At 74.2% G+C, this 26,246-nt stretch carries 21 protein-coding genes; 8 read left to right on the plus strand and 13 right to left on the minus strand.

Features of this window, described 5'->3' with window-relative positions; genetic code table 11:
* Positions 1 to 22: 22 nt before the first annotated feature.
* Together yaaA and LX83_RS33070 are read left to right on the plus strand one after the other, a co-directional pair.
* Positions 23 to 766, plus strand: a complete 744-nt coding sequence (yaaA, locus tag LX83_RS33065) for a peroxide stress protein YaaA (RefSeq protein WP_253778650.1) — start codon at positions 23 to 25, stop codon at positions 764 to 766.
* Between the two features lie 542 nt (positions 767 to 1,308).
* The gene (locus LX83_RS33070; RefSeq protein ID WP_253778808.1) at positions 1,309 to 2,721 is read left to right on the plus strand and encodes a DEAD/DEAH box helicase; all 1,413 of its coding nucleotides are present in this window, start codon (positions 1,309 to 1,311) and stop codon (positions 2,719 to 2,721) included.
* A 196-nt stretch (positions 2,722 to 2,917) separates the two neighbouring features.
* On the opposite strand, the gene cobA is transcribed toward LX83_RS33070, so the two are convergent.
* The 3 genes from cobA to LX83_RS33085 form a co-directional block, all read right to left on the minus strand.
* A complete protein-coding gene (gene cobA, locus LX83_RS33075) occupies positions 2,918 to 4,153 on the minus strand; it encodes a uroporphyrinogen-III C-methyltransferase (protein ID WP_253778653.1) in 1,236 nt (411 codons plus the stop codon).
* A gap of 624 nt (positions 4,154 to 4,777) precedes the next feature.
* Positions 4,778 to 6,769, minus strand: coding sequence for an SAM-dependent methyltransferase (locus LX83_RS33080; RefSeq protein WP_253778656.1), 1,992 nt, complete (start codon positions 6,767 to 6,769; stop codon positions 4,778 to 4,780).
* A 293-nt stretch (positions 6,770 to 7,062) separates the two neighbouring features.
* On the minus strand, positions 7,063 to 7,605 hold the full coding sequence (locus LX83_RS33085; RefSeq protein ID WP_253778659.1) for a hypothetical protein: 543 nt from the start codon (positions 7,603 to 7,605) through the stop codon (positions 7,063 to 7,065).
* A 67-nt stretch (positions 7,606 to 7,672) separates the two neighbouring features.
* Between LX83_RS33085 and LX83_RS33090 the strand changes: the two genes are divergently transcribed.
* Positions 7,673 to 8,863 (plus strand): aminotransferase class I/II-fold pyridoxal phosphate-dependent enzyme, encoded by a 1,191-nt coding sequence (locus LX83_RS33090; protein ID WP_253778662.1) that lies wholly within the window; start codon positions 7,673 to 7,675, stop codon positions 8,861 to 8,863.
* 148 nt (positions 8,864 to 9,011) lie between these two features.
* Here LX83_RS33090 and LX83_RS33095 read toward each other — a convergent pair whose 3' ends face one another.
* A complete protein-coding gene (locus LX83_RS33095) occupies positions 9,012 to 9,401 on the minus strand; it encodes a GNAT family N-acetyltransferase (RefSeq protein ID WP_253778811.1) in 390 nt (129 codons plus the stop codon).
* Between the two features lie 275 nt (positions 9,402 to 9,676).
* Between LX83_RS33095 and LX83_RS33100 the strand changes: the two genes are divergently transcribed.
* Positions 9,677 to 10,297: a LysE family translocator gene (locus LX83_RS33100; RefSeq protein WP_253778665.1), complete on the plus strand. Its 621-nt coding sequence runs from the start codon at positions 9,677 to 9,679 to the stop codon at positions 10,295 to 10,297.
* A gap of 104 nt (positions 10,298 to 10,401) precedes the next feature.
* On the opposite strand, the gene LX83_RS33105 is transcribed toward LX83_RS33100, so the two are convergent.
* From LX83_RS33105 to LX83_RS33115, 3 genes are all read right to left on the minus strand, one after another.
* A complete protein-coding gene (locus LX83_RS33105) occupies positions 10,402 to 11,175 on the minus strand; it encodes a S1 family serine peptidase (protein ID WP_253778668.1) in 774 nt (257 codons plus the stop codon).
* A gap of 155 nt (positions 11,176 to 11,330) precedes the next feature.
* The gene (locus LX83_RS33110; RefSeq protein ID WP_253778671.1) at positions 11,331 to 12,113 is read right to left on the minus strand and encodes a S1 family serine peptidase; all 783 of its coding nucleotides are present in this window, start codon (positions 12,111 to 12,113) and stop codon (positions 11,331 to 11,333) included.
* A gap of 230 nt (positions 12,114 to 12,343) precedes the next feature.
* Positions 12,344 to 13,132, minus strand: a complete 789-nt coding sequence (locus LX83_RS33115) for a S1 family serine peptidase (protein ID WP_253778673.1) — start codon at positions 13,130 to 13,132, stop codon at positions 12,344 to 12,346.
* A gap of 326 nt (positions 13,133 to 13,458) precedes the next feature.
* Here LX83_RS33115 and LX83_RS33120 point away from each other — a divergent pair, with 326 nt between their 5' ends.
* Together LX83_RS33120 and LX83_RS33125 are read left to right on the plus strand one after the other, a co-directional pair.
* Positions 13,459 to 14,178 (plus strand): TetR/AcrR family transcriptional regulator, encoded by a 720-nt coding sequence (locus LX83_RS33120; RefSeq protein WP_253778676.1) that lies wholly within the window; start codon positions 13,459 to 13,461, stop codon positions 14,176 to 14,178.
* Between the two features lie 37 nt (positions 14,179 to 14,215).
* Complete coding sequence (locus tag LX83_RS33125; protein ID WP_253778690.1) at positions 14,216 to 15,424, plus strand: cytochrome P450; 1,209 nt, start codon at positions 14,216 to 14,218, stop codon at positions 15,422 to 15,424.
* Positions 15,425 to 15,439: 15 nt separating this feature from the next.
* On the opposite strand, the gene LX83_RS33130 is transcribed toward LX83_RS33125, so the two are convergent.
* On the minus strand, positions 15,440 to 16,504 hold the full coding sequence (locus LX83_RS33130) for a M48 family metallopeptidase (RefSeq protein ID WP_253778692.1): 1,065 nt from the start codon (positions 16,502 to 16,504) through the stop codon (positions 15,440 to 15,442).
* Between the two features lie 105 nt (positions 16,505 to 16,609).
* A complete protein-coding gene (locus LX83_RS33135) occupies positions 16,610 to 17,029 on the minus strand; it encodes a VOC family protein (protein ID WP_253778694.1) in 420 nt (139 codons plus the stop codon).
* A 94-nt stretch (positions 17,030 to 17,123) separates the two neighbouring features.
* On the opposite strand from LX83_RS33135, the gene LX83_RS38585 reads away from it, so the two are divergent.
* Positions 17,124 to 17,981 carry a helix-turn-helix domain-containing protein gene (locus LX83_RS38585; RefSeq protein WP_253778696.1) on the plus strand — a complete coding sequence of 286 codons (858 nt, stop codon included), beginning with the start codon at positions 17,124 to 17,126 and terminating at the stop codon, positions 17,979 to 17,981.
* On the opposite strand, the gene LX83_RS33145 is transcribed toward LX83_RS38585, so the two are convergent.
* Entirely contained in the window at positions 17,978 to 18,889 is a 912-nt protein-coding gene (locus LX83_RS33145) for a serine hydrolase (protein WP_253778698.1), read from the minus strand. The genes LX83_RS38585 and LX83_RS33145 overlap by 4 nt on opposite strands.
* Positions 18,886 to 19,848, minus strand: coding sequence for a LysR family transcriptional regulator (locus LX83_RS33150; RefSeq protein ID WP_253778699.1), 963 nt, complete (start codon positions 19,846 to 19,848; stop codon positions 18,886 to 18,888). Before LX83_RS33150 ends, LX83_RS33145 begins: the two co-directional genes overlap by 4 nt.
* A 141-nt stretch (positions 19,849 to 19,989) precedes the next feature.
* Between LX83_RS33150 and LX83_RS33155 the strand changes: the two genes are divergently transcribed.
* Complete coding sequence (locus LX83_RS33155) at positions 19,990 to 21,018, plus strand: MBL fold metallo-hydrolase (RefSeq protein ID WP_253778701.1); 1,029 nt, start codon at positions 19,990 to 19,992, stop codon at positions 21,016 to 21,018.
* A 31-nt stretch (positions 21,019 to 21,049) separates the two neighbouring features.
* Here the strand turns inward: LX83_RS33155 and LX83_RS33160 are convergent, their stop codons facing one another.
* Both LX83_RS33160 and eccCb read right to left on the minus strand, forming a co-directional pair.
* Complete coding sequence (locus LX83_RS33160; RefSeq protein ID WP_253778703.1) at positions 21,050 to 21,781, minus strand: FtsK/SpoIIIE domain-containing protein; 732 nt, start codon at positions 21,779 to 21,781, stop codon at positions 21,050 to 21,052.
* Between the two features lie 24 nt (positions 21,782 to 21,805).
* Positions 21,806 to 26,242: a type VII secretion protein EccCb gene (eccCb, locus tag LX83_RS33165; protein ID WP_253778717.1), complete on the minus strand. Its 4,437-nt coding sequence runs from the start codon at positions 26,240 to 26,242 to the stop codon at positions 21,806 to 21,808.
* Positions 26,243 to 26,246 lie beyond the last annotated feature (4 nt).

Raw genomic sequence — 26,246 nt, forward strand, 5'->3', positions numbered from 1 at the left:
CGGGCTGCCTACCCTGCCCACCGTGCTCGTGTTGCTCCCCCCTTCGGAAACCAAGGCGCCGGGCGGCGAAGCGCCCCCGCTCGACCTCGCCGCACTGTCCTTTCCGGACCTGACTCCGGTGCGCACCCGCCTGGTGACCGCGCTCACCGAACTGGCCGAGGACGTGCCGGCCAGCCTGGCCGCGCTGGGGCTGTCCGAGCGGCAGGCCGGCGAGGTGGAGCGCAACGCACGGCTGCTGACCGCGCCGACCGCGCCCGCGCTGGCGCGCTACACCGGGGTGCTCTACGACGCGCTGGACGTGGCCACGCTCAGCACGGCCGCCCTGGCCAGGGCCAAGCACCGGCTGGCCGTGGCCTCGGCGCTGTTCGGACTGGTGCGCGGGGCCGACCTGATTCCCGCCTACCGGCTGTCCGCGGGCAGCGCACTGCCCGGGATCGGCCCGCTGCGGTCGCTGTGGCGGCCGGCCCTGGAACCCATTGTGTCCACTGTGGACGAGTTGGTCATCGATCTGCGGTCCGGCGCCTACGCCGGTCTCGCCCGGGTGCCCTCGGCCGTGCTGGTGCGGGTGGTCAGTGTGGACGGTGCCGGGCGCCGCAAGGCGGTGAGCCACCACAACAAGGCCCACAAGGGCAGGCTGGCCCGAGCACTGGCGACGAGCGCGCGGGAACCGGCCACCGTGTCCGGCGTGCTGCGGGTGGCGACCGCGGCCGGCCTGCGCCTGGACCACGTCGACGCGAACACCCTCGAACTGGTGGTGCCGGCCTGAGCGGTCTCCGCCGACCGCGCCCGGCTCCGCCGACCGGGTCCTCACCCGATCGGTCGACCACTGTCCGACCGACGTGGCCAACATCACCCCGCCCCTCGCGGTGGTGGTCGGTGGGCTACGGCGTCGCGATCGGGGTGGAACACGGCCAATTCGACACGTCGGAAAGCGCGGGAACGGGGTGGCCCCGGCGGGTGTGCTTCATCATCGGGTAGAGTGAGTTGCGCACCGATCGGCGTACGACGTTGCGTACTTGTCGAGGCCACCCCGATTGGCCCGGTGCTTCCATCCACCAACGGCGTAACCATGCGCCGGGCTCGTCCTTGCGATCGCCCACCGCGACCGACCGTGTCTTTGACTCGGCAACGCTGGGCCTCCCCGAGACGTGCCACGTCCGGAGGTCAGATTTGCCATCCACATCCCCACACCGCCCCGACCACTCGTTCCGCAAGCCCCGTCGCCACCGCGACGGACAGCGCGGCCGCGGCCCCCGGCGCGGTGGTTTCGAGGCAGACCTCACCGCTGGCACCGACTTCACGTCCAGTGTGCTGGCCGAACACACCATCGCCGAGGCACCGACCGGGCCGCTGCCCTCGTTCGCTGAACTGGGCCTGCCCGAGCCGCTGCTCGACGCGCTGACCGCCGCCGGCATCAAGGAGCCGTTCCCGATCCAGGCGGCCACCCTGCCCGACGCGCTCGCCGGCCGGGACGTGCTCGGTCGCGGCCAGACCGGTTCGGGCAAGACGCTGGCCTTCGGCCTGGCGCTGCTGTGCCGGCTGGTGGGCGAGCGGTCCCGTCCGCTGCACCCGCGCGGCCTGGTCCTGGTGCCGACCAGGGAGCTGGCCATGCAGGTCAGCGACGCGCTGACCCCGTTCGCCAGGGCGCTGCGGCTGTCCTGCCGCACCGTGGTCGGCGGCACCTCGTTCCCCCGTCAGGTTGACGCGCTGCGCCGGGGTGTCGACCTGCTCATCGCCACCCCGGGCCGGTTGTCCGACCACGTCCGCCAGGGCACCTGCGTGCTCTCCGACGTGCGGTTCACCGCGCTCGACGAGGCCGACCAGATGGCCGACATGGGGTTCATGCCGCAGGTCAGGGCCATCATGGACCTGACCGACCCGAACGGCCAGCGGCTGCTGTTCTCCGCGACCCTGGACCGGGACGTGGACGCACTGGTCCGGCAGTACCTCACCGACCCGATCGTGCACTCGGTCGCCCCGCCCTCGGCCAGCGTCACCACCATGGAGCACCACCTGCTGCTGGTCTCGGCCGAGGACAAGCAGGCCGTGGTCACCGAGGTGGCGGCCAGGGACGGCCGCACCATCATGTTCGTGCGCACCAAGCAGCACGTCGACCGGCTGACCAAGCGGCTGCGCTCGGTCGGCGTCCGGGCCGGCGCGCTGCACGGCGGCAAGGCCCAGAGCGCGCGCACCAGGGTGCTCGGCGACTTCCGGTCCGGGGTGACGCCGGTGCTGGTGGCGACCGACGTCGCCGCCAGGGGCATCCACGTCGACGACGTGAGCCTGGTGGTGCACGTGGATCCGCCCACCGACCCGAAGGACTACCTGCACCGCGCCGGTCGGACCGCGCGGGCCGGCCAGTCGGGCACCGTGGTCACCCTGGTCACGCAGGACCAGCGGCGGGCCGTCCGCGGGCTGACCGCCCGGGCCGGTGTGCGACCGGAGAGCACCCGGGTGAGCCCGGGCGCCGAGGAGCTGGTGCGCATCACCGGTGCTCGGCTGCCCAGTGGTGAGCCGGTGGTGGACCCGGAGCCGCGGCCGCGCACCCCGAGGCGGGGTGGTGCGCCACGGCGTGGTCGCACGGCTGGTGGGCGTGGCGAGTTCCGCAGCGAGTTCCGCGGCCGGTCCGAGCGTCGCGAATCCGGTGGCGGCCGGCGGGAGTCGGGTCGGCGGGAGTTCTCGGCCGGTCGTCCCTCGCACACCCACACCCAGCAGTCCTGACGCGACAGTTCTCGACCTGACGGCCCTGGGCTGACGGCCCGGTGCTGACGGGCGCTGGGCTGACGGTCCTGGCCGAACGGCCTGGTGCCGGTCGGTCGCGGCTGGTTTCCACCTGTTGTCCCGTGGCCGGGGTTGCTGATCGCACTCGTGATCAGCAACCCCGGCCACTGGCGTTATCCACCCGGGACGCGGCGGGTCAGTCGGTCGTCTCGCGGAGCAGTCCGGCGACCGGGCCGATCACGATGATGGCGGGTGGCCGGATCTGGTGTGCGGCCACGTCCTCGGCGACCCGGTCCAGGCTGGACCGAACCACCCGCTGGCTCCGCGTGCTGCCCTCCTGCACCACCACGACCGGCGTGTCGGGCTGGCGGCCGTGGTCGAGCAGCACCTGGGCGAACACCGCGATGCGCTCGACGGCCATCAGCAGCACCAGGGTGCCGCGCAGCCGGGCCAGCGCCGGCCAGTCCACCAGGGAGCGCTCGTCATCGGGTGCGACGTGCCCGGAGACGACCACCACCTCGTGCGCCACCCCCCGGTGGGTGACCGGCACGCCAGCCAGGGCGGGAACGGAGAAGGCGCTGGTCACGCCGGGTACCACGGTGACCGGCACGCCGGCTTCGGCGCAGGCGAGCAGTTCCTCGAACCCCCGGCCGAACACGAACGGGTCGCCGCCCTTGAGCCGCACCACGAACCGCCCGGCCCTGGCGTGTTCGATCATCGCGCTGTTGATGGCGTCCTGGCTGGCCGCCCGGCCGTAGGGGATCTTCGCCGCGTCCACGACCAGCACCTGGGGCGGCAGCTCGTCGAGCAGCTGGTGGGGGGCGAGGCGGTCCACGACCACCACGTCGGCCCTGGCCAGCAGGCGCCGGCCGCGCACGGTGATCAGCTCGGGGTCGCCGGGCCCACCGCCGACCAGGGCCACCCCCGGCAGGGCGCCGGTCGTGGTTTCCGGCTCGGGTTCCCGGTCGGTGACGCGTGCCTCGCGCAGCGCGTCGAGCAGGCTGTCCCGCACCGCGGCCGAACGCCGGGGCCGGCCACCGGCGAGGACCCCCACCAGCAGCCCGTCGTGCTCGCCGACCGCGGGCGTCACCGCGCTGCCGTCCTGGCCGGCGTCCGCGCGCACGCAGAACACCCTGGCCCGCTCGGCCTCGGCCGCGACGGCCGCGTTCACCGCCGGGTCGGCGGTGCAGGCAAGGGCGTACCAGGCATCGGCGAGGTCCCCGTCGGTGTACGCGCGGGCGTGCCACACCAGCTCGCCCGCCTCAGCCATGGCCTGGACCGCCGCGGTGACCTGCGGGGCGATGACCTCCACGCGGGCACCCGCGGCGACCAGCCTGGGCAGCCTGCGCTGGGCGACCGTGCCACCGCCGACCACGACCACCCGACGGCCGGACAGGTCGAGACCGACAAGATAGTGCTGCTCACCGTGCATGGGTAGAAGCATCCACGGGCTTGCGGCCATGTCCATGCTCGTGGCGGCGACCGTGACTTATCGCACCCGGGTGGTCGCCGCGCGGTGAGAGCACCCGCTCCCGACCGGACATCCACCAGCCCGCACGGCGTGTTCGCGGCGCGCTCCGCGGCTCACCGCCGGCGGTCACCCTTCTCCTGCCCGGTCGCCCGCGGACCGTGAGACCACCCCGACGCCCCGCCGCACGGGCCGCGGCGACTGGCTAGCACACCCAGCGTGTCTCCGGCCACGATCCACCCGATCGGGGTCGGAGTTGTGCACAGCCCCCGGTGTTGTCCACAGGCGCCGTCCAGTCGGGCCCACCGACGGGGTGGGGTGGATAGGCTGGTCCAGGGGACGCCCCCCGGGAAGGGCGGGGGCTGCGCTGATGTCGGAAAGCGATCCCGGACGGGTGGCGTTGGACGGCGATACCGGGCAGCGGTGTCGGACGATGTCGAGCGCTGCCGATCAGCCGGGTGCCGTTTAGTCGGATGTCGGTCAGGCGGGTGCCGGCCAGCCGGGTGCCGGTCGGTCTGTTCCGGCAAGCCAGGGCGCTGATCAGCCAGAGTGCCGGCCAGCCAGGGCGCTGGTCAGCCAGAGTGCTGGTCAGTCGGTGTCGGTCTTGCCGCGTTTGGCGCGCGTGCTGGTTGCCGGCTTGGCGCGGCCCCGGGTCGCTGCCTTCGCCCGCGCCGCGGTGCTCCTGCCGCCGGACCGGGTCGCTGCCGGCTTCGCCGGTTCCGCCGGCGCGGTCGGTGGCTCGGCTGGGCTGGCCTGTGGCTCGGCTGGGCTGGCCTGTGGCTCGGGCGGGCTGGTCGGTGAAGCGGCCGGGCCGGCCGGTCCGGCAGTGTCGGTGGCCTCGGCGGGTGCGGCCGCGGGCGGCGCGGGGTGTGCCTCGGCGCGGGGACGAGGCGCGACGGACCGGGCTGGCGCCTGGGTCACGGGCAGGCGCTCGGCGCGGTCGGTGACGGCCCGGTCGGTGGCGATCCGGTCGGTGACGGTCCGGTCTGGGCTCGTCCCGCTGGCTGGCCGCGGCGAGCCGATCGCGTCCGCGGCGGCGTGCTGGGTGGGGACGACGGGACCAGCGGCATCGGCGGTGACGTCGGCACCGTCCGGGGTGGTGCCCGCGCCGACCCGCCGATCTGGACTGTCCTGAATGGACCGTTGGGCCGGTGTACTGGCCGGCCGCGCTGGCTGCTCGCCCGCCGGCGCGGTGGCGGCGCCGGCGCTGACCGCCACCGAGGTGCGCCGGGTGGCCGCCGCCACCACCTTGTTCCGCCGGCTGGTCGGCCTGGTCGCCTCGTCGGCCGGTGCCGGGTCGGCCGGGCGGGACGGCAGGGCCAGCACCTGCTGCTCGCCCGCGCCGCCGGCCTTCGCCCGGCTGCCGGCGCTGGTCCGGCCGCGTCCCTTGGCCCGGCCGTTGGCCCGCGCCGTCTCCTGCCAGCCGCGCACCGCCGACCACGCCGCGGCCGACGCCGGGTTGCCCTCGCCCGCGGCGCCGGTCGTGTCCGGGGTGCTGTCCCCGCCCTGCGCGGGGGCGCCGCCGGACCGGGTGGCCCAGTAGACGGCGTCCGGGCCGGCCGCGCCGGTGCGGCCAAGGCGGGTCCGGTCCACACGGGACGGTTCACCCGCGGAGCCGACCGAGCCGGCCGACTGGACCGCGCCGCCGGTCTGGGGCGGGTTGGCCCGGCGGGCGGCGCGGCGCCCGGCCCGCAGCGACCACTGGGTGGGTTGGGCCCGGCGCGTGCCCGATGTCGGCTCGGTGGCGCCGGGCACGTCGGTGGCGCCCGCCGCCCCGCCCGGATAGCTCCGGCGGACCGGCCGGTCCTCGCCGGGCCGCGCCTTGCGGAACGCCGGGGTCTGGCCGGAGCCGTAGCGCCGGGACCGGGTCGCCCCGCCCCGCAGCACCGCGCCCACCAGCACCAGCGTGTGCCGCCACAGCTTGTGCTGCTTCACCGTGGCTTCCAGCTCGGCCAGGGTGGTGTGCAGGACCACCTCGTCCGGCCGGGTCGTCTTGGAGGCCACCACGACCGGTGTGTCCTCGGGGTAGCCGCCGGCGCGCAGCTCCTCGGCGAGCTGCCCGATCCGTGCGGCGGACAGGACCACGGCCATGGTGCTGCCGTGGCTGGCCAGCTCCCGGATGCGCTCCCGCTCCCCGACCGGGCTCGGCCCGCCGGAGAGCCGGGTGAGAACAACCGATTGCGTGACCTCCGGAAGGGTCAGTTCCCGGCCGACCGCGGCCGCCGCGGCGGAGAAACCGGACACCCCGGGCACGATCTCGGTGGCCAGGCCCAGCTTGGCGCACGCGTCGAACTGCTCCCGCACCCCGCTCCACAGGGCTGGATCACCGGCCAGCAACCGGACCACGTTGAGGCCGCGCACGGCCGCGCGGCGGTAGACCTCGACCACCTCCGCCTGGCTGGCCAGCGAGGCGTCCACGAGTTGGGCGGTCGGGCTGGCGTGCTGGCGGACGCACTCCTGGTCCACCAGGTTGGCCGGCCACACCACGACGTCGGCCTCGGCGATCCGCCGGGCGCCGCGCAACGTGATCAGGTCCGCGGCGCCGGGACCAGCGCCGACGAAGGAGATTCGACCGCCCATCTGAAGCTGTTCTCCTCCCCCACCTGGCGGTGGAAGTACGACGACCGTTGGCAGGTGGAGCGGCCACCCCCGCCGTGTGTCCACTGAGGACAGTTGGGGGGATCGCGGTCGGAGTGCCCGCGTGCCCGGCACTCGAAGTCGGCCGGGCTGTTCACGACCCGCTCGCGCACCCGTGGGCCCCCGGCCCGCCCGACCAACCCTGTGGCTGACGACGGTACCGCCCGATCATGGTTCTACCGAACTCCGGTCGTCGGCGTGAAATCCGCCCGCTGTCCCGGCCGGCGGCCGCCCGCTCACTCCGCCGGTGCCGGCGCGGGCGCCGGTTCGCCGGTGAGGACGGCCCGGGTGGGGGTGAGCACGCCCTGGCGGGCCCGCGCCACGCCGAGTCCACTGTGCTCGGTCGGGTGGTCGAGCAGGTCGATGCGCACGCCGGCCAGCAGCGCGTGCGCCAGCAACTGCGCGTCGCAGCCGGGTCTGCTCTCGGCGAGCAGTTCGGTGAGCCGCGGGCGCCACTCGTCGTGGCTGCCGGTGCAGTACCGGGTGGGGGCGCCGAGCCGGTTCAGCGCGCGCAGCAGCGGCCTGCCCTGGTTGGCCAGGTCGAAGACGTCGGCCCTCAGCTGGAGCAGGCGGTCGGCGGCGGCCGCGTGCCCGAGACCGGCCCGGCCGACCTGTTCCGCCGCGCGCTCGCCGTGATCGGCTACAGCGACCAGCCCGACCGCGGGGCCGCCCTGCTGCGCGACACCGTCGTCGAGGTGCTGGAGCTGGCCGCGGCCGCGCACCAGCGGCTGATCGACCGCGCGGCGATCGGCCAGACGCTGCTGGTGCCCTGAACGCACCCGCCGGGTCCGCCCACCGCCCGGTCCACCTGGGTCGGCGCGCACCCGGCGGTGGGACACTGCCCGGGTGACAGCCACCCCGGAACAGGCCAGCACCACGCCGACCGGTGAGTCGGTGTTCGACTGGATCGACGCCCGCGCCCAGGCCCGCGCCGAGGCCGGTCTCACCCACCGCCTGTCGCCTCGGCCGGCCGGGGCCGTCACCCTGGACCTGGCCAGCACCGACTACCTCGGCCTCGCCCGGGACAAGCGGGTGGTCGGGGCGGCCGCGGCGGCGGCGCTGCGCTGGGGTGCGGGCGCGACCGGTGCCCGCCCGGCCAGCGGCTCCACCGAGGTGCACACCGAGCTGGAGTACGAGCTGGCCAAGTTCTGCGGCGCGCCGGCCGCCCTGGTGTTCTCCTCGGGTTTCCTGGCCAACCTCGGCGCGGTCACCGCGCTCAGCGGCCAGGGCAGCGCCATCGTGGCCGACCAGCACATCCACGCCTCGCTGATCGACGGCTGCCGGCTGGCCAAGGCCGACGTGGCCGTGGCCGGGCACCGCGAACCGGCCCGGGTGGCTCACGCGCTGAGCACCCGGGGTGATCGGCGGGCGCTGGTGGTCACCGACTCGGTGTTCGCGGTGGACGGTGACCTGGCTCCGCTGCCGGAGCTGGCCGAGGTGTGCCGGACGCACGGCGCCGGCCTGCTCGTGGCCGACGTGCACGGGTTCGGCGTGCTCGGGCCGGGTGGCCGGGGCGCGGTGGCCGAGGCCGGCCTGGTCGGGGACGCGAACGTGGTCACCACGCTGTCGCTGGCGGCGGCACTGGGCGGGCAGGGCGGCGCGGTGCTCGGCCCGAGGCGGGTGATCCGCCACCTGGTGGACACCGCGCGGGCGCTGCACTTCGACACCGGCCTCGCGCCGGCCTCGGCGGCCGCGGCCCTGGCCGCGCTGCAGGTGCTGCGGGCCGAGCCGGAGCGGGCGGAGCGGGCCCGGGCCGTCGCGGTGGAGCTGGCCACCCGGCTGCGGGCGGCCGGGTTGGCGGCGAGCGAACCGGCCGCGGCGCTGGTGTCGGTGCGCGCCCCCTCGGCCCAGGCCGCGCTGGACTGGGCGCGGGCCTGTCAGGCGGCGGGGGTGGCGGTGGGCTGCGCGCGTCCTCCGGCCGGGCCCGACCAGGTGTCCCGGCTGCGGTTGACCGCCAGGGCCGAGCTGACCGAGGCCGACCTGGACCGGGTGTGCGAGGTGCTGGTCAGCACCGCGCCCGCGCCGGCCAAGCCCTGACCCGCCCGGCACTGACCCGTCCGGCACTGGCCCGCCCGGCCCTGACCCGTCCCGCACTGGGCTGCCCGGGGCTGGCCCGCGCGGAGCGGTTCGGCCGCGGGTGGTTCGGCCCGGGGGGGGTGTCGCGCGGGCGGGTCGGGTGGCGGGGTCAGCCCCGGCCCGGGCGGCGCATCCGCACGTGCGGGATGCCGTCCTCGACGAACTCGCCGCCCTCGACCTGGAAGCCCAGTGACGCGTAGAAGTCGGCCACGTAGGTCTGCGCGTCCAGCACGCAGGCGGCGTCGCCCACCTCGGCCAGCGCGGCCTCGGCGAGCCGCCGGCTGAACCCGCGGCCCCTGGCGATCCGGGCGGTGCAGACCCGGCCGATCCGGAAGGTGCCGTCGGCCTCCACCATCAGCCGCAGGTACGCGACGGGCCCGTCGGTGTCCTCGGCCTCCAGCCAGAAGTGCCGGGTGCCCGGTTCGAGGTCCCTGCCGTCCAGTTCCTGGTACGGGCAGGACTGCTCGACCACGAACACGGCGACCCGCAGCCGCAGCATGGCGTAGAGCTGTTCCGGGGTGAGGTCTGCTGCCCAAACCCGCCGGAGGACCGCGGGGAATGACTGTGCGCGCACCTCACCTTGAATACCACAGCCCCGGGTCGGTCACAGACGGTCACTGGATGGTCACCAGCGCCACCCTGCGTGACAAGGTCCGGAATATTTACTGTTAAAGTGGCGTTCCACAGGATAAATCACGAGCCGTGGGCCACATCACAGGTGATTCGTCGCCCACGGTGGCTCGTTCGCCACGCTTGTCCAGTTCGGAGTCCCGCATGCGTCTCGACCTCGCCCAGCTGCCCGCGTTCCTGCTCGCCTGCGTCGTGGTGGTGCTCACCCCGGGCGTGGACGCGTTCCTGCTGCTGCGCACCTCGCTGCGCGCCGGGACCAGGGCTGGCCTGCGCACCCTCGCCGGCATCTACGCGGCCAGCGCCATCCAGGTCGGCCTGGTGGTCTCCGGACTGGGCGTGCTGCTGGCCCGGCAGCCGGTGCTGCTCACCGCCCTGCGCTGGGTGGGCGCCGGCTACCTGGCCTACCTGGCCGTCGACATCGTGCGCGGCCTGGCGCGCTCACGCGCCGGGCACGGACAGCCCGACGACCGGCCGGTGCGCGCGGACCGGCCGTTGCGCCGGGGGTTCCTGACCAACATCACCAACCCCAAGATGCTGCTGTTCTCGCTGGCGTTCCTGCCGCAGTTCATCGGCACCGGCACCCCGGTCGCGCAGCTGACCCTGCTCGGCCTGACGTTCCTGGTGCTGGCCGCGTGCTGGGAGCTGCTGATCGTGCTCGCGGCCGGGCGGATGGCCGGCCGGCTGGGCCGCCCCGCCGTGCGCACCACCCTGGACGCGGTGTGCGCCGCCGCGTTCGCCACCATGTCGGTCGTGCTGGTGGTGTGACCCCGGGGGTGTGCGCGGCGCGGCCGGCGCGCACCGCACACGGGCAGGACACCGCGGGTGGGTGCCCTGCCCGTGCTGGTCCGCGGCTGGCGCTGGCGGCGGGGTCAGCCGTCGACCGCGTAGGCCGCGACCCGGGTGTAGACGCCGGGCATGCCCGGGCGGGCGCAGCCCTCGCCCCAGGACACGATGCCGACGAGCTTGCCCGCCACCACGAACGGGCCGCCCGAGTCGCCCTGACACGCGTCCACGCCGCCGTTGGCGTACCCGGCGCAGAACATCGCCGCCGCGTCGTACTCGCCCGGGTAGGCCTGGGCGCACTCGGTGTCGGTCATGATCGGCACGTCCGCCTTGCGCAGCGCGGTGCTGAGCAGGCTGGCCTCGCTGGTGCGGCCCCAGCCCAGCACCGTGCCGACCGTGCCCGGCTCGTAGAGGCCGGCGTCGGACGGGTAGGCCAGCGGCACGGTCTGGTTGGGCACCGAACTGGCCAGCGTCACCAGTGCGGCGTCACCGACCCCCCTCGGGCCCGCGTAGGCCGGGTTGATGTCGATCGACACGACCGGCACCGTCCAGTCCGGACTCATCCGGCGGTCGCCGGACACCACGGTCAGCTCGCCCGGGTTGACGCCGGCCACGCAGTGCGCGGCCGTGGCCACCAGGTTGGCCTTGATCAGCGCGCCACCGCAGAACGGGTCGCCGTGGTTCTCGGCCAGGCCGACCATCCACGGGTAGTCGGCGGTGCTGGCCACCGTGCCGCCCACGATCCTGGGGCTGGCCGGTTGCGCGGGTGTGTCCGCCTGGGCACCGGCCGGGCTGACCCCGGCCAGTCCGAGCACCACCAGCCCGGCGATGGCCGACACGACACGACACAGTCCCCGCATGGGTCCCCCCATACTGCTTCTCCCTCCGTTTGTGCACTCTCCACCGGCCGACGGCCGGCGCGGAAACCCTTGAGCCGCTTGGCGTTCCGCCACGTCCCCGAGTGCGCCCGCGCGGGCGTGCGGCACTCGGCGGCGCGGTCGCGGGCGCGGCGGCGTCACTCGGTGAAGGCGCTGACCCGGGTGTAGATGCCCGGTCGGCCGGGGCGGGCGCAGCCCTCGCCGTAGGACACGATGCCGACCAGCTTGCCCGCCACCACGAACGGGCCGCCCGAGTCGCCCTGGCACGAGTCCACCTCGCCCTTGGCGTAGCCGGCGCAGAACATCGACCTGGCGTTGAACGCCATCGGGTAGGCCAGCGCGCAGGAGTTGTCCGAGGTGACCGGCAGGTCGGCGCGGCGCAGCCCCTTGCTCAGCGCGCCGTTCTCACTGGTCCGCCCCCAGCCGAGCACCGTGCCCACGGTGCCGGCCGCGTACAGGTCGCTGTCCGCGGCGGTGGCCAGCGGCAGCGTCGGGCCGGGCAGCGGCTCGGCGAGCCGGGCGACCGCGATGTCGCCGTAGAGGGTCATCGGGTTCCAGTCCGGGTGGACCTCGAAGTGGTCGATCTGGACGACCGTGCCGCCCTCCCGGTTCAGCCTGGTGCGGCCGGCGATCACCTCGACGGCCTCGGCCGGGTAGGCCTCCGCGCAGTGCGCCGCGGTGACCACCTCGTCGGGCGCGGTCAGGGTGCCGCCGCAGAACAGCCCGTTCTTGGTGGTCAGCGCGACGATCCAGGGGTAGTCGCCGATCTCGGCGGCGGTGCCGCCGACGATGCGCGTGCCGGGCGGGGCGGTCGGCTCCGCCGCCGCGGCGGCGGGCAGCGCGGTGAGCAGCCCGAGCAGCGCCGCTGCCGAAAGGACCGCGATGCCCCTCGGCAGTCCCCCTGGGACGCGTCCGCCCATCCTGCTCTCCCTCCTGTCGTCGCCTGCTCGCTCGGAGCGCCGGTGCGGTGCGCTGCGCCGCGATGCGTGGCGATGGGTGCGGTCCTCGCCGGCCGGTTCGGCTGGCGGTGCCCTAAGCCGACCAACCGCCTCGCGGTCGACACAAGCGAAGATCGCAAACAGCACCCTGCCGAGTGAAGAACCCGGCACCAGCAGGGGGAATGCGGGTAGGTCGTTCTGGTCGAGGCTGGTCAGCGGGCGAACATCGCGACCCGGGTGAACACGTCGGGCTTGTCGGAGTCGCAGCCCCGACCCCAGGACGCCACCCCGACCAGCTTGCCCCCCACCACGAACGGGGCCCCGCCGTCGTACTCGCAGGCGCCGCTGGGCAGGTCGGGGTCGCTGGCGCAGAACATCGACGCGGTGTCGTAGTAGTCGGGGTAGGCGTCGGCGCAGGTCTGCTCGTCCAGGATGGGCACGTCGGCCCGGAGCAGCTCACCGGTGGCGTCCTCGCCCGCCGCCAGGCTGCCCCAGCCGAGCACGCTGCCCACCGCGCCCGGCGCGTACACGTCGGTCTCCTGGGCGCCGGCCACCGGGATGGTCGCCAGCGGCATGGGCGTGGCCAGTTCGAGCACGGCGACGTCGGCGTAGCCGGTCTCCGGGTCCCAGTCGGGGTGCGGGATGACCCTGGTGACGCCCGAGGCCACGCCGGTGAAGTCGCTGAGCCTGGTGCGGTTGCCCACCGCCACGATCTCGTCGGCCGTGTGCTTGTCCGCGCACTCCGCGCTGGTGACCACCCGGTTGGTGGCGTAGAGGGCGCCGGCGCAGAACAGCTGCCCCTCGGTGTTGGCCAGCGCGATCACCCACGGGTGGTCCGCGATCAGCGCGGGAGTGCCACCGGTGATCCTGGTCTGCCCGTGGCCGTGCGCGGTGGCCTGGTCGGTGGTGGTGGCAGCGGGGATCGCGGCCACGACCCCGAGCACCGCGGCCCCGCACAGGACCACCGCACCACGGAACATCCTGCGCCCGGGTTTCCTCATCGTGGTCTCCCTTTCGTCATTCCAACGGCTTCTGCCCCCTGCTGGTGGATCTGGTGTCCATGAACAACAACAGCGAGCCGACCGGACCGGCACAACTCGGAACGGGCTACGCAACCCACGCGAGTGATCTCCACGATCCCGTCGCCTGGCACCGGGACCACGCCCACTCCGTCCGCTTCGGACAGTCCGCAGTGGAGCGTCAGGCACCGGTGGGGTGACGGCCGGCCGGGCGGGGCCGGCCAGCGGCCCGTTGTGCGGGTCGCGGAACGGGGCTAGCCTCGTGACCAGAATACGAATTTGGTCACGAGTCACGAGAGGGAGCGCACGTGGTCGCCGAACAGCCGTTGACGTACGAGGCCAGGGCGCGGCGGATCCTCGACGCCGCCGCCGAGCTGGTGCTCCGCTGGGGCTACCGCAAGGTCACCGTGGACGAGGTGGCCAGCGCGGCCGGCGTCGGCAAGGGCACCCTCTACCTGCACTGGCGCACCAAGGAGGCGCTGTTCACCTCGGTCCTGCTGCGCGAGTCACTGTCGGGGATCGACGAGTTGATCGCCCGGATCGAGCGCGACCCGGCCGAACTCCTGCCGCACCGCATGGCCGTGGCCGCCTACCAGGCCATGTCCAGGCCGCTGGTGCGCGCCATGAACACCGGCGACACCGAACTGCTCGGCAAGCTCGCCACCCAGACCGACCTCTCCCTGGTCACGCTCAAGGAGCGGATGTACCACGACTACTTCGCCCTGCTGCGCGAGCACGGGTTGGTGCGCACCGAGTTCACCGTGCCCGAGCTGTTCTACATGCACTACTGCGTGACCTCGGGTTTCTTCCTCGCCGAGCGCTACCGCCCTCGGGACAACGACCAGGTCGACCACGCCACCGCGCGACTGCTGGGCGCTGGCGTGCGCAACGCCCTCGAAGCTGAGCGGCCACCGGACGAGGACCTGCTGCGCGCGGTGGCGCCGCGGGCCATCGAGCTGTTCCAGGGCGTGCGCGCCAGCCACGCGGCGGCCATCAGCGGCTCGCGCTCGGCCACCCGAACCAGCTGAGCCCGCCCAGGGCCAGCCAGGACCACCAGGAGTCGTCATGACCACCAACCAGGACACCCGTACCGGCGACCTGTCCGGCGAGTTCGCCTCGCTGCGCGACTGGTGCGACCAGCTGCGCGCCACCGACCCGGTGCACCGGGACGAGCGCGGGGTCTGGCACCTGTTCCGGCACGCCGACGTCAGCGCGGCGCTGGCCGACGCGGCCACGTTCTCCAGCGAGACCAGCGCGTTCCTGCCCGCCGCGGCCGAGGGGGACGCGTTCCGGGTCGCCAACCTCACCAGGATGGACCCGCCCCGGCACCGCGCCATGCGCGGCCTGGTCAGCACGGCGTTCACGCCCCGGCTGGTCAGCGGGCTGGCACCCAGGATCAGCGCGCTCACCAGCGAGTTACTCGACGCTCTGGCCGAGGCGTCCCGGCTGGAGCTGGTGGACGCGCTGACCTACCCGCTGCCGGTGATCGTGATCTCCGAGCTGCTCGGCGTGCCCACCGAGGACCGGGGCACCTTCCGCGACTGGGTCGACGTCCTGCTGTCCCTGAACGTCGACCGGGACAACCTCGCCGCGTCACAGCAGGCCGTGCGGTCCGTGGCGCCGACCCGCGCCGCACTGATCGACTACCTGCGCGGCCAGGTCGACCGGCGGCGGGTCGACCCGGGCGAGGACCTGATCTCCGCGCTGCTCGCGGCCGAGGCCGACGGCGCGCGGCTCACCGAAGGCGAGATCGTCGGGCTCGCCGCGACCCTGCTGATCGCCGGGCACATCACCACCACCGGCCTGCTCGGCAACGCCATGCTCCTGTTCGACCAGCACCCCGAGGTGGTGGCCAGGCTGCGGGACAACCGCGAGCTGCTGCCCTCGGCCATCGAGGAGGTGCTGCGCGTGCGTCCCCCGTTCAGCCTCACGATGCGGGCCACCACCCGCGAGGTCGAGCTGGGCGGCCGCACCCTGCCCGCGAACCAGCTGGTGTTCCTGTGGCTGCTCTCGGCCAACCGGGACGAGACGGTGTTCGCCGAACCGGACCGGTTCGACCTGGACCGGCGCAACTCCCACCAGCTCGCCTTCGGCAGGGGCATCCACTTCTGCCTGGGCGCGCCACTGGCCCGGCTGGAGGCCAGGATCGCCCTGGACCTGCTGCTGGACCGCTACGCCGAGTTCCGCGTGGCCACCGACGAGCCGGTGGAGTTCTACAACCCGTTGGTGGTCAACGGCCCGAAGCGGCTGCCCCTGCTGGTCACCCCGGCCTGATCCCCCACCGGCGGGTCACGAGCCGGCGCCGGTGTCCCCGCTGTTGCCGCCGTCCTTGCCGTTGCCGCCGCCGAACCGGTTCCACACCTTGCCGGCCGCCCCGGTGATCACCTCGCCGACCTCGTTGAACACCTTGGCCAGCGGGTCGGCGGAGGTGGCCACCCGGTCCTTGTAGGACTTGGCCGCCGCCCTGATGTCCTCGGTGAACGTGCTGGTCGGGTCGTCGTCCTCGCGGCGCTGGTAGCTGCCGGCCAGGATGTCGCGGTACTCCGCGCTGGCCGCCCAGCGCTGCAGTTCGGCGGCCCGCACCACGGCCATCGGGTGGCTCAGCGGCTCGGTGTTGAGCAGCTTGAGCACGCTGTCCCGGACGTCCTCGGCGACCTCGTACTCCTTGGCCTGCACCAGGAACGCGGTCGTGTCCACCTGGGACAGGTCCATGCCGCCGGCCAGTGCCACGTGCACGCGCAGCGCCGCGGCCGGGTCCTGCCCGCACAGCAGGCCGGCGCGGTCGCAGGACAGCTCGGTCTTGCGGTACCACTCGCGCAGCGCCGCGATGATCGCGCGCAGCGCCCAGTACCCGGCCGGCATCCAGCCCAGCCCGGCCTGGATCTGGATCAGCCGGAACAGCAGGGTGCGGTACAGCACGTGCCCGGACAGCACGTGCCCCATCTCGTGGCCGATGGCGAAGCGCAGGCCGTCCACGGTGAGCAGGTCGACCAGGCCGGTGGTGAGCACGATGAACGGCTTGTCCATGCCCAGGGTCATGGCGTTGGGCACCGGGTCGCGTCGCACGAACACCTCGGGCGTCTCGGGCAGGTCCAGGGTGGCCGCGCACTCCAGGCGCACCTGGTCCAGCAGCGGGTACTGCTTGGGGCCCACCCGGATCGCCGAGGCCAGGTACATCAGCCGCTCACCGCGTTCGGAGAACGCCCCGGCCACCGCCTTGAACACCGGACCGATCCCGGGCACGGCCCGCAGCACGGCCAGCGCGCCCCGGTCGGCCGGGTGTTCGTAGGCCCGGGGGCTGATCCCCGGGAAGCGCACCCTGGTGCTGGAACGCTCGACATCCGTACCTGTCACAACGGCTCCCCTCACGTCGGACATCCAGCCTAGGGGCAGCCGGGTGATCAGTTGGTGAGAATCGGGCGGACGGGCCGGATGTGCGCCGGCCCGTCCGCGCACGGGTCAGCGGCCCTGCGGGTCGGGGCGGTGCTGGACGTACTCGATCACGGTGCCGTCCGGGTGGCGGGCGGTGAACCCGGCGCCGCTGGGCACGTCCACCGGCGGGTGGATGATCTCCGCGCCGCCGGCCCGCAGCCGGTCCAGGTAGCCGTCGATCGAGTCCACCAACAGGGTGCCCACGGTGGCCCGGAACGGCCGCAGGTCCGCCTCGCTGCCCTCGATCAGCAGGAACCCGCCCACCGCGGCCAGCGCCAGGTTCTTCTCCGGGTACGGCAGGAACATGTCCGCCTCGGCGCCGAGCAGCCGCTCGTACCAGGCCACGGTCTCGGTCAGCCGGCCCGGTTCGACGAACACCCGGATCAGCGTCTTCGGCGCGGTCAGGTGCGACGAGTCGGGGTCGCGCCGCCACAGCTGGTCTGTCATTGGTGTTTCCTCCTTCACCGGACAGCGTGGTCGCGGCGCGGCCGGCCAGTGAGTGCTCGGTTTGTGCTGTTACCGGAGGTCATAGGCTGGCGGGGTGGCTGGGCGAGTGGGCCGGGGGACGGCACGGCGGGAACTCGGGGCGTTTCTGCGCGCGGCCAGGGAGCGGGTGGACCCGGCCGAGGTCGGCCTGCCCGGCACGGGCCGGCGGCGCACCCCGGGGTTGCGCCGCGAGGAGGTCGCCGCCCTGTCCGGGGTGGGCGTGGCCTGGTACACCTGGCTGGAGCAGGGCCGGGTGGAGACCTCGCGGCAGGTGCTGGACGCGGTCAGCCGGGCACTGCGGCTGGACGCCGACGCGCACCGGCACGTGCTGGCCCTGGCCGGACTGCGACCCGAGCCGGGCAGCGGCGTCACCCCGACCGAGCGGGCCGAACTGGTCGAGCGGCTGCGCGGCCTGCTGGACGCCTGGCCGACCACGCCCGCGCTGCTGGTGGACGCCAGGTTCGACATCCTGGCCTGGAACGACGCCTACCGCGCCGTCTGGCCCGACCCCGGCCTGACCGACGTGGATCAGCGCAACTTCCTGCTGCTGCTGGTGTCCGACCCGGTGATGCGCCAGCGGCTGCCGGACTGGCGCACGCTGGCCAAGGAGATGTTCTGGCAGCTGCGGGCCACCACCGACCGGTGCCCCGGCGACCGCCGGCTCGGCGAGGTGCTGACCGGTCTGGACGACCAGCGGCCCGACCTGGCGCCGTGGTGGCGCGGCCGCACCGTCCGCGAGTTCCGCGGCACCACCCTGGCCGTGCACGTGCCGGACGGTTCCCAGCCGCGACTGACCTTCTCGCTGCTGCGGCCCACCGAGGAGCAGGCGGTCTCCGTGCTGGTGCAGGCCCCGGCCGACGAGCCGAGCCGCCGCTGGCTGGCCGACCTGGCCCAGTCCGCCGGTCTGGTCTAGGCGCGGCTGGCCCGCAGGTGCTCCACGGCCAGCCGGGCCGTGGTGCCGATCACCGCGTCCGCCGCCGGCAGGGTGAACGCGGTGCTCGCGCTGCGGGTGAACACGGCCACCGCGTACCGGCCGCCGTCCGGGTACTCCACCACGCCGGCCTCGTTGCGGATGGTCGGCAGGGTGCCGGTCTTGCCGGACACCCGCACGTCGTCGAAGGGGAAGCCGGAGGCCAGCCGGTGCGGCCACACCTGCAGCCCGAGCAGCCGGCGCAGCGCCGCGCACGAGTCGGCCGAGGCGGCCTCGTCCCGCCAGATCGCGGCCAGCAGCCGGGTGATCTCCCGGGGCGTGCTCCGGTTGGTCAGCGCCGGGTCCAGCACCCGCAGCCGGGCCAGCACCACCGGGTCGGCCAGCAGCGGGGCCAGCGCGGCGCCGTCGGCCACGCCCGCGTCGGCGGCCATGAGCGCGGCCAGGTCGCGGCAGTGGTGCACCACGGCGGTGCGGGTCAGGCCGAGGTCGGTGAGCGTGCGGTTGACCTCGGCCAGCCCGAGCCGGTCCAGCAGCGCGTCCGCGGCGCCGTTGTCGGACAGGGTGATCGCCAGGAACGCCAGGTCGCGCAGGGACAGGGTGGCCGCGTCGAGCATGGCGCCCACCCCGGTGGTGCCGCCGCTGCGCTCCTCCGGTCGCAGCGTCACCGCCTCGGCCGGGTCCACGCCGCCCGCGTCGGCCACCCGGAACAGGGTCAGCGCCACCGCGATCTTGAACATGCTCGCGGTCGCCACCAGCCGGTCCGCGCCCACGCCCACCTGCGCCGCTGGCCGGTCCAGGTCGACAGCGTGCAGCCAGCCGGTCACCCCGGCGTCGGTGAACGCCGCCCGCAGCCGGCGGCCGATCCCGCCGCCACCCGTGTGCTGGCTCATGTGAAGAACTCCGTTGTCGGCCGGGGGTGCAGCGGCTGCCTCGGCCTGGCCTCGTCCAGCACGCGCATGCCGGCGTGCTCGGCCAGTGCCTCGGTGGCGGCCTCGACGAACGCGGCCACCGCCGGGGTGTGCCGGCCGCGCGGCCAGGCCGGCGAGGTGCGCCAGGCCAGCGGCTGCCCGACCAGCGGCCGCCACACCACCTCGGGCTGGCGCGGCGGGTCGACCCCGTCGGTGAACGCCACCGAGCCGCCGGCCAGCACCAGGCCCAGCGCGAACTCCGGGTTGGCCACCTGGTGCACCTCGGTGGGGGTGAACCCGTGCCGGGCGCAGGTGGTCAGCACCTCGTCGAACAGCGCGGGCGCGCTCGGCCGGGGGAACAGCACCAGGGCCAGGCCGGTCAGCTCGGCCAGCCGCACCCGCTCGGCCGCGCCGGCCGGGTGCGCCGCGGGCAGCAGCACCCCGAGCAGGCAGCACAGCACCGGCCCCAGGCTCAGCCAGGTCGAGTCGAACGGGTACCGCAGCAGGCCCACGTCCAGGGTGCGGTCGGCCAGGCCGCGCAGCTGCTCGGCGGTGCTGATCTCGCGTAGCCGCAGCTCCATGCCGGAGCGGCGGCGCTGGAACGCGGCCAGCAGCGCGGCCACGGCCCGGCCGCCCAGGTCGGGCGGCACCCCGACGCGCAGCGCCCCGAGTTCACCACGGCGCAGCCGCTCCGCCGTGGTGTGCAGCTGGTCGGCCCTGGCCAGCAGCTCCCCCGCCGCGGGCAGCAGCAGCCGGCCCGCGTCGGTGAGCGCCACCCCGCGCGCCGACCGGTCGAACAGGCGCACGCCCAGGTGGCGTTCGAGCCGCTGGATGCTCTGCGACAGCGGCGGCTGGGACAGGTGCAGCCGGGCCGCGGCCCGCCCGAAGTGACCTTCCTCGGCCACGGCCAGGAAGTGCTTCAGGTGCCTGATCAAGTCCATCACCAGCAACGATATCCGAACGCATATCGGCACAGGCACGATATTGGACTTGGACAGGCCAGGCGCGGCGCTGGTCTGCTTGCCGCTGTTGACGACCGGCCCCTCGGGCGGGCCGGCGGGCAGTGGAAGGAATCCGACACGATGTGCACGACGTGCGGCAGCGGCCCCGCGCCTGACGGGGCGGGCCGGATGAACCGGCGGCGGATGTTGTTCGGCTCGGCCGGCGCGGCGGTGGCGGTCGGTACCGGCGTGGCGCTCGGCACCCTGCCCCGGGGCACCGCCGAGGCCGAGCCGCGCCGCCCGGACGGCCGGCGGCACGGGGTGAACCTGCGCTGGCTGGGCGTGGCCGGCTGGGAGCTGAGCTTCGACGGCCGGCGCGTCCTCATCGACCCCTACCTGAGCCGGTTCCCGGTGTGGGACGCGCACGGCAGGACCATCGACGACTACCCGATCGCGCCCCGCACCGACCTGCTCGACCGGCACCTCACCGAACGCCCCGAGCTGGTCCTGGTCACCCACGGCCACTACGACCACCTGGCCGAGGTGCCCTACGTGCTGTCGAAGTTCCCGGACCAGGACGGGGCCACCACCAGGGTGATCGGCACCGAGACGCACGCCCACCTGCTCACCGCGCTCGGCGTGGACCCGGCGCGGGTCGTCATCGTCGACGGCGGCGAACACCTGGACTTCCACGGGTTCACCGTGCAGGTGGTGCGCAGCTCGCACAGCCGCAACGCCAGCTACGGCTACTACGCGCCGGGTACCCTCACCGCCCCGCCCGCCCGCACACCGACGGTGATCAAGGACCTGCTGGAGGGCGGCAGCCTGGGCTACCTGGTCCGGATCGCCGACCGGTACTCGATCCTGTTCCTGTCCGGCACCGCCGACTTCGTGGCCGGTGAGGTGGCCGGGCTGCGGCCGGACGCGCTGGTGCTCGGCGTCAGCGGTCACGCCAACGTCCACGACTACGTCGGGCGGGTGCTGCGGGCGACCCAGCCGGCCCTGGTGATCCCCAGCCACCACGACGACATGGTCACCCAGCTGGACGACCCGGCCCTGCCGCCCAAGGGCAGCCCGGCCGCGGCCAAGGAACTCACCGACACCATCGCCCGGCTCGGCCTGAACGCCACCGTGCTCGACCCGACCATCCTGGCGTGGGAAACCCTGTGAACCGCTGAGCGGCCGGGGCCGGCCGGTGCCGTCAGGGCCGGGCGGCCGGTGGCGTCACCGCGAGCGGCCGGCTGCCCTCGGCGGGGTGCACCAGCACGCCCTGCCCGGGTGGCTGGGCGCTGGGCACCACGCCACCGAGCAGCGGCCCCACCTCCGGGCTGCCGCTCATGATCACCGCGGGGCCGCCCTGGTCGCACACGCCGGCGAGGAGCGGGTCGTGCGCCAGGGCCCTGGGCGTCGAGCCGTCCAGTTCCCTGGCGATCACCAGGTGCAGGCCGACGTCCCGCCCGTGGGGCAGCAGGTCGACGAGGGGCAGCAGCGGGTTCACCTGCTGGTGGGGGGCCAGCATCCGGTAGTCGTCCACCACGACGAACAGCTCCGGGCCCCGCCACCAGGACCGGTCCCGCCGCTGTGGCGGGGTCACGTCCGGGCCGGGCAGCCGCCGGTCCATCAGCGCCCGCACGTCGCGGACCACGTCGTGCACCTCGCGCCGGGCCCGCACCCAGGACAGCACCCGGCTGGACGAGGCCACGTCCAGCAGCCCGTGCCTCGGGTCCACCAGCAGGAAGACCGCCTCGCCCGGGGCGTAGACCCGCTCGACACCCGCCACGACCGCGCACAGCAGCGTGGACTTGCCCGCGCCGGCGTCGCCCAGCACCACCAGGTGCGCATCGGCGTCGAAGTCCAGGCACACCGGCCGCCGCCCGTGCCGGTCCTCCCCGACGGGCACCGGCCTGCTGCCCGGTGTGCGCGGTCCGTCCACGACTCTCCTCCAACTCCAGCCGGGTCAGGTCGACCGGGTGATCCCGTCGAGGTCGGCCTCGTTCGACGCCACTTCGGCCTTGCTCAGCTCGGGTTCGTCGGGAACAGCCGCACCCGAGGCGGACTCGCCCGGTTCGGACACCTCGGGGCTGAGCGGGGCATCCTCCGGTGTCCAGGCCGTCTGAACGAGCTGGACCCCCTGCTTGCGGCTGACCAGGAAGCCCCGGCCGGGCGGCTGCGCACTGGGTTTGACACTGCCCAGCAGCACGCCCTCGTCGGGGCTGCCACTCATGATCAGCCCGGGCGTGCCGATCTCCCGCAGCCGGCTGAGGATGGGGTCGTACATCGCTCGGGACGCACCACCGGTCCGGCGCACCACGACCAGGTGCAGCCCCACGTCCTTGGCCACCGGCAGGAACTCGGCCAGCGGCTCCAGCGGCCTGGTGCCCGCCGTCGCCACCAGGTCGTAGTCGTCGACCACGACGAACAGCTCCGGCCCCTGCCACCAGGACCGGGTGCGCAACTGCTGCTGGGTGACGTCCGGGCCGGGCACCCGGTCGGCCATGACCGCCCGCACCTCCTTGACCACGTCGGTGAGCTGGGGCGCGGACACCGCGTAGGCCAGCAACTGGTCGGTCTCCAGGTAGCCGAGCAGACCGCGCCGGTAGTCCACCAGCATGATCAGCGCCTGCTTCTGGGTGTAGCGCCGGGTGATGCCCCGGATGATCACCCGCAGCAGGTTGGTCTTGCCGGACTCGCCGTCGGCGAACGCGATGAAGTGCGGGTCGGCGTCGAAGTCCAGGTGGACCGGGGCCAGCTCGGCCTCGTCGACGCCGATCGGCACCAGCCGACCGCCCCTCGGGTGCTGCTGGTCAACGGCCGAGGCGAGTTCGGCGTAGGGCAGCAGGTCGGGCAGCAGCCGCACCGGCGGGGCCACCGGGCCGCGCCAGGCGCCGGCCACCCGCTCGACCAGATCCTGCACCCCGGCGGCCACGGTGGACGCGTCCGAGGACGCGTCGACGCGCGGCAGCGCGGTGAGGAAGTGCAGCTTCTCCTTGGTCAGCCCGCGGCCGGGCCGGCCCTGCGGCACGTTCACCGCGACCTTGCGGTCGATGTCGGACTCGCTGGGGTCACCCAGCCGCAGCTCGAACCGGGTGCCCAGCAGGTCCTTGACCGCCGGCCGGATCTCCGCCCACCGGTTGGCCGCGATGACCACGTGCACGCCGTAGGCCAGACCCTGCGCCACCAGCCGCACCACCTGCGGCTCCAGTGCCTCGAACTCGTCTCGGAAGTTCCGCCAGCCGTCGATCAGCAGGAACACGTCGCCGAACGGGTCGTCCCCGATCTCCCCGCGCCGCTTGCGGTCGCGGAACTCGACCACGGAGTCGATGCCGTGCCGGCGGAACCGCGCCTCGCGCTGGCTGATCAGCGTGGCCAGTTCGGCCACCATCCGGCGCGCCTTGTCCGGGTCGAGCCGGCCCGCGACGCCACTCACGTGCGGCAGCGCCTCCAGCGCCGCCAGCGTGCCACCACCCAGGTCCAGGCAGTAGAACTGCACCTCGGTCGGGGTGTGGGTGAGCGCCATGGACGCCACGATCGTGCGCAGCAGCGTTGACTTGCCCGACTGCGGGCCCCCCACGACCGCGCCGTGTCCGGCGGCGCCGGTGAAGTCGGCCCACAGCAGGTCGCGGCGCTGCTCGAAGGGCCGGTCCACGATGCCGATCGGCGTCTGGAGCTTGCCGTTGCCGAAGAACCCGGTCGGACAGACGCCCCGGTCCTCGGTGGGCGTCAGCGGCGGCAGCAGCGCGTCCAGTGCGGGCGGCTCGTCCAGCGGCGGCAGCCACACCTCGTGCGCGGGCGGGCCCTGGCCGGCCAGCCGGCGCACGACCACGTCCAGCACGCTGGGCATCCTGCCGTCGGCGCCCGCCGCGTCCCCGCCCCCGGGGTGGGGCGCGGACACGAACGCGGCCTTGAACCGCACCATCGAGGCGGTGTCGAACCGCAGGTAGCCCGAGCCGGGGATGGGCGGCAGCTCGTAGGCGTCGGGCACGCCGATGGCCGCGCGGGACTCGGCCGCGGCGAAGGTCCGCAGACCGATCCGGTAGGACAGGAAGGTGTCCAGACCGCGCAGCCGGCCCTCCTCCAGCCGCTGCGAGGCGAGCAGCAGGTGCACGCCCAGACTGCGGCCAACCCGCCCGATCTGCACGAAGAGGTCGATGAAGTCGGGCCGGGCCGCGAGCATCTCGGAGAACTCGTCCACCACCACGAACAGGGTGGCCAGCGGTGGCCGGTCGGCGTGGTTCTCCCCGGTCCTCTGGTAGTCCCAGACGTTCTTGTGGTGGCCCTTGGCCAGCACCTCCTGGCGGCGGATCAGCTCACCGGCGATGGCGTCCCGCATCCGGTCGACCAGGGCCAGGTCACCGGCCAGGTTGGTGATCACCGCGGCGGTGTGCGGCAGTGCCTCCAGGCCGCGGAAGGTGGCCCCACCCTTGAAGTCGACCAGCACGAAGTTCAGCTCGGCCGGGGAGTGGGTGGTGGCCAGCCCGAGCACCAGGGTGCGCAGCAGCTCGGACTTGCCCGAGCCGGTGGCGCCGACGCACAGGCCGTGCGGGCCCATGCCCTCCATGGCCGCTTCCTTGATGTCCAGCACCACGGGCTGACCCTGCTCGTCGACCCCGATCGGCACGCGATAGCGGTCCCGGATCGGCCGGCGCCGCCAGGCCCGCTGGATGTCGAAGCTCGCCGGGTCACCGAGGCCGAGCAGGGCGAACAGGTCGTGGTCGCGCCGCAGCGGGTCGCCGCCGTCTGGCCCGGGTGCGCTGCCGGGCATCTCGTCCAGACTCCGCCAGCCGAGCAGGAGCTGGTTGCTGGTCAGCTTGGCCACCAGGGCTTCCAGGTCCTCGGTGGTGGTGTCGGCCGGCTCCGGGAGCGCGGCCAGGAACCGCTGGCCGCCGTACAGGCCCCAGCCGGGTCGGTCCGGCAGGCTGGCCGCCAGCTGCGGGTCCACCTTGGACTCGCCGGGGTCGTCCAGCAGCAGCTCGATCCGGCCGCGCAGCAGCATGGCCAACTGGTCGGGCAGTTCCGCCCAGCGGCGGGCGGTGACGATGACGTGCACGGCGAAGCCGAGCCCGGTGCTGGCGATCCGCCGCACGGCGTCGGCGAAGCCCGGCACCGCCTGGGCGAACTGCTCCCAGCCGTCGACCACCAGGAACAGGTCGCCGTGCTCGTCCGGGGGTAACACGCCGCGCCGGCACAGTTCGCGGTACTGGCTCAGCTTGGTGATCGGCACGGTGCGGAACAGCCGGTCGCGGGCCTGGATGGTGGCCTCCACCCGGGCCAGCAGCCCGGCCACCTCGCGCGGCTGGGCCGGGCCGAGCACGGTGCGCACGTGCGGCTGGTCGGCCAGCGCGCTGAACCGGCCGGCCGAGTCCAGGCAGTGGAAGGCGATCTCGCCGGTGGGCCGGTTGAACGCCAACCCGGCCAGCAGGGTGTGCAGCAGGGTGGTCTTGCCGGAGTAGATCCGCCCGACGATGGCCACGTGCCCGTCCTGGCCGGCCAGGTCCACGCGCAGCACGTCGCCGGCGTCCGGCCCGCGGCGCTGGTGGCCGCGGCCGATGGGCACCAGCAGTCCGGTGGCCGGCCCGCTGGGCTCGGCGGGCAGCAGCTCGGTGAGCGTGGGCGACGGGCCGGCGTCGGTGAGCCGGCCCGGCTTGGCCCTGGCCAGCGCGAAGAACCCGTCGGCCTGGTTGCTCCTGGTCGGGGTCTGCCGCGCGCCGGAGCGCCGCATCTCGTGGTGCACGTACTCGTAGAGGTCGTCGGCGGTGATGACGTCCTTGCCGTCCCTGGCCGCGGCGCCGGTGGCCAGGCCGGTGATCACCGCGTGGGTGAACGCCGAGTAGCTCTGCGGTGGGGTGTGCGGGTGGTAGGTGACCAGGCGCTGGTCCTCGTAGGCGAACTCCAGCTCGGTGCTGGCGGTGATCACGTAGCTGCCCCGGCCGAGGTGGCTGCCCAGGTCCAGGCTGGCGGTGGACTTGGGGCCCCGGCCGGCCGAGAAGACGCCGCTGTAGCAGCAGTCCAGCAGCACCGCCTTCATGTTGGCCTGGCACTCCTCCAGCAGGTCGTGCACGAGCGTGGCCGGCACCGCGGTGGAGTGCGGCCGGTCGGTCTCGGTGTCGTAGGCGGCGAAGAACAGCCGGTTGTGGTCGTTCTTGATGCCGTGCCCGGACAGGTACAGCAGCACCAGGTCGTCCACGTCGCGGTCGCGGAACAGCTCCTCGATGTGCCGTTCGATCCGGGCCTTGTCGGCGTCGATCAGCACCGGCGCGGCGTCGAAGCCGCCGATCTCCGGGTCGAGCAGCAGCTGGCCGAGTTCCTGTGCCTCCTGCGCGGGCGCGCGCAGCCGGCGCAGCCTCGGGTCGGCGTAGCGGGAGGTGGCGATCAGCAGCGCCAGGCGTTGGCCCATCGGC

The sequence above is a fragment of the Goodfellowiella coeruleoviolacea genome (genome assembly GCF_024171785.1).
In the GTDB taxonomy this organism is placed as follows: domain Bacteria; phylum Actinomycetota; class Actinomycetes; order Mycobacteriales; family Pseudonocardiaceae; genus Goodfellowiella; species Goodfellowiella coeruleoviolacea.

Bases quoted from the DNA above. Each gene is read 5' to 3' on its own strand.
- LX83_RS33150 (WP_253778699.1), bottom strand. From the start codon at position 19,848: ATGGACTTGATCAGGCACCTGAAGCACTTCCTGGCCGTGGCCGAGGAA.
- LX83_RS33155 (WP_253778701.1), top strand. From the start codon at position 19,990: ATGTGCACGACGTGCGGCAGCGGCCCCGCGCCTGACGGGGCGGGCCGG.
- LX83_RS33100 (WP_253778665.1), top strand. From the start codon at position 9,677: ATGCGTCTCGACCTCGCCCAGCTGCCCGCGTTCCTGCTCGCCTGCGTC.
- cobA (WP_253778653.1), bottom strand. From the start codon at position 4,153: ATGCACGGTGAGCAGCACTATCTTGTCGGTCTCGACCTGTCCGGCCGT.
- LX83_RS33135 (WP_253778694.1), bottom strand. From the start codon at position 17,029: ATGACAGACCAGCTGTGGCGGCGCGACCCCGACTCGTCGCACCTGACC.
- LX83_RS33110 (WP_253778671.1), bottom strand. From the start codon at position 12,113: ATGGGCGGACGCGTCCCAGGGGGACTGCCGAGGGGCATCGCGGTCCTT.
- LX83_RS33105 (WP_253778668.1), bottom strand. From the start codon at position 11,175: ATGCGGGGACTGTGTCGTGTCGTGTCGGCCATCGCCGGGCTGGTGGTG.
- eccCb (WP_253778717.1), bottom strand. From the start codon at position 26,242: ATGGGCCAACGCCTGGCGCTGCTGATCGCCACCTCCCGCTACGCCGAC.
- LX83_RS33080 (WP_253778656.1), bottom strand. From the start codon at position 6,769: ATGGGCGGTCGAATCTCCTTCGTCGGCGCTGGTCCCGGCGCCGCGGAC.
- LX83_RS33115 (WP_253778673.1), bottom strand. From the start codon at position 13,132: ATGAGGAAACCCGGGCGCAGGATGTTCCGTGGTGCGGTGGTCCTGTGC.
- LX83_RS33145 (WP_253778698.1), bottom strand. From the start codon at position 18,889: ATGAGCCAGCACACGGGTGGCGGCGGGATCGGCCGCCGGCTGCGGGCG.
- LX83_RS33125 (WP_253778690.1), top strand. From the start codon at position 14,216: ATGACCACCAACCAGGACACCCGTACCGGCGACCTGTCCGGCGAGTTC.
- LX83_RS33095 (WP_253778811.1), bottom strand. From the start codon at position 9,401: ATGCTGCGGCTGCGGGTCGCCGTGTTCGTGGTCGAGCAGTCCTGCCCG.